This is a genomic window from Neisseria sp. P0022.S010, assembly GCF_051956635.1.
The window spans coordinates 1-2,312 of record NZ_JBQCXF010000468.1; the positions used below are offsets into that span (position 1 = coordinate 1).

1 protein-coding gene is annotated in these 2,312 nt (G+C 45.1%); it reads left to right on the forward strand.

From position 1 onward, the window contains the following. Positions 1-81 precede the first annotated feature (81 nt). Positions 82-2,312 (forward strand): 4Fe-4S binding protein (locus ACTHUT_RS18220; RefSeq protein ID WP_440419313.1); only part of this gene is annotated, 2,231 nt, incomplete at its 3' end.

Here is a 2,312-nt window from a genome sequence, read left to right on the forward strand (position 1 = left end):
AATTTGATTTTAATCAAATTATTGCCGATGGATGATTCATATAATATAAGTGTCTAGAGTATCGATATATCGGGAATAGCCATGTCCTGTCTTGAAATGAAGTGCTTAAGTGGCATTTGGAAACGAATCCTTGTACTGTTTGCTGTATTTTCTATGATGATAGTAAGCCTGCCTGCTTACGCGGAGCGCTTGCCTGATTTCTTGGCAAAAATTCAGCCTTCTGAAATTTTCCCTGGTGCTGATCGCTACGGCAAACCTGAAGGTAAGCCTTTGGTTGCTCGTGTATATAAAGGCGAAGAGCAGCTTGGCTTGGTTTATATCACGACTGATGTGGTCAATACGCGTGGTTATTCGAGTAAGCCGATTGATACGATGATCGCATTGGCCAATGATGGCACTATTGCGGGAGCAAAATTGGTTGAGCACCATGAACCAATTATGCTGATCGGTATTCCGCAATCCCGAGTCGATAAATTCATTGATAAATATATTGGCTTAAATTTTATTAAAAATCCTCCGCAGCCTGGCGTGGCTCCCGCGGATATCATCAGTGGTGCGACTGTAACGTTGATGGTGATTAACGACAGTATTCAGCGTTCTGTCAAATCGGTTATTCATCAATATCATTTGGGTACTGATAAAGCGACTCAAGCCGGTGCTGCTGCCGCTTCTGGTGAGCGGGCTGCAAATGAGCCTGCGGTTCAAACCCGTCCCCGTCGTGCTGTGAATCCTGATAAACAAGATATTCAGTCTTGGAATGCACTGTTAGAACAAAAAGCTGTTGGTCATCTGCATATTTCTGTTGACGATATCAACAAACTGTTTGAAAAAAGCGGTAAAGCCGGTGTTGCTGAGCATGCAGAGCAGGGCGATGGTAACGATACATTCGTTGATTTATATGTCGCTTTGGTTAGCCAACCTTCTATCGGTAAAAGCCTTTTAGGTGAGGCAGGTTGGAATAATCTGCAAAAACGTTTGCAACCAGGTCAACAGGCAATTATGGTTGCCGGTGAAGGCCGATACTCTTGGAAGGGCTCAGGCTATGTGCGTGGCGGTATCTTTGACCGTATCGAAATGATTCAGGGCGATACCAGCTTCCGTTTTACCGATGCACAACATGAGCGTGTGGTTGCTTTGGCAGCGGAAGGTGCGCCTGCATTTAAAGAGGTTTCTTGGTTTACCATCCCTGAAGGTGTGGAATTTGATGCTGCCGAGCCATGGCGTTTACAACTGATGATTCAACGTGTGTTGAGCGTTAACGATAAAGCTTTCGTAACTGCAGATTTGGATTACGAATTGCCAAAAGGCTACTATGTCGATGATCCAAAAGCACCACCTGTTGAAATCAGTGCGCCGGTTGAGCAAGTTGTGGCTGTAGCTTCAGCTCCTGAAAGTACGGGTATTGCCGAAGATGCGACTGCCGGTGATGATGGTGTTTCCAACCAACTTTGGAAACAGGTTTGGAAAGCTAAACAAGGTCAAATTATTGTTGTCGGTATTGCTTTGACAATTCTCCTGTTGGTATTCCTATTCCAAGACTGGATTGTACGTTACGAAAAATGGTATGACCGTTTCCGCCTATGCTTCTTGACATTTACCTTGGTTTATATTGGTTGGTATGCGCAAGCACAATTATCGGTTGTCAATACGCTGACCTTGTTCTCCGCAATTTTGACTGAGTTCCACTGGGAATTTTTCCTGATGGATCCGCTGGTGTTCATTCTGTGGCTCTTTACAGCGGCGACCATGCTGTTGTGGAACAGGGGTACGTTCTGCGGCTGGCTGTGTCCTTTCGGTTCATTGCAGGAGTTGACCAATCGTGTTGCTAAAAAACTGGGCGTAAAACAAATTACTGTGCCACATTTGTTGCATACGCGCCTGACAGCCATTAAATACGTTATCTTCTTCGGTTTGCTGGCTATTTCCCTGTACGATTTGGGTACTGCTGAAAAATTTGCAGAAGTTGAACCTTTCAAAACCGCAATTATTCTGAAGTTTATGCGCGAATGGTGGTTTGTATTGTTTGCTGCAGCTTTGCTGATTGCCGGTTTGTTTATCGAACGTTTCTTCTGTCGTTATCTGTGTCCTTTGGGTGCGGGTATCGCATTGCCGGGTCGCTTCCGTGTGTTTGACTGGCTGCGCCGCTATAAAATGTGTGGCAACCCTTGTCAGATTTGTACACATGAATGTCCGGTTCAGGCCATTGCACCAGAAGGCGATATTCATCCGAACGAATGTATCCAATGCCTGCATTGCCAGGTAATGTATCACCACGATACACGTTGTCCTCAAGTAGTGGCAACGAATAAGAA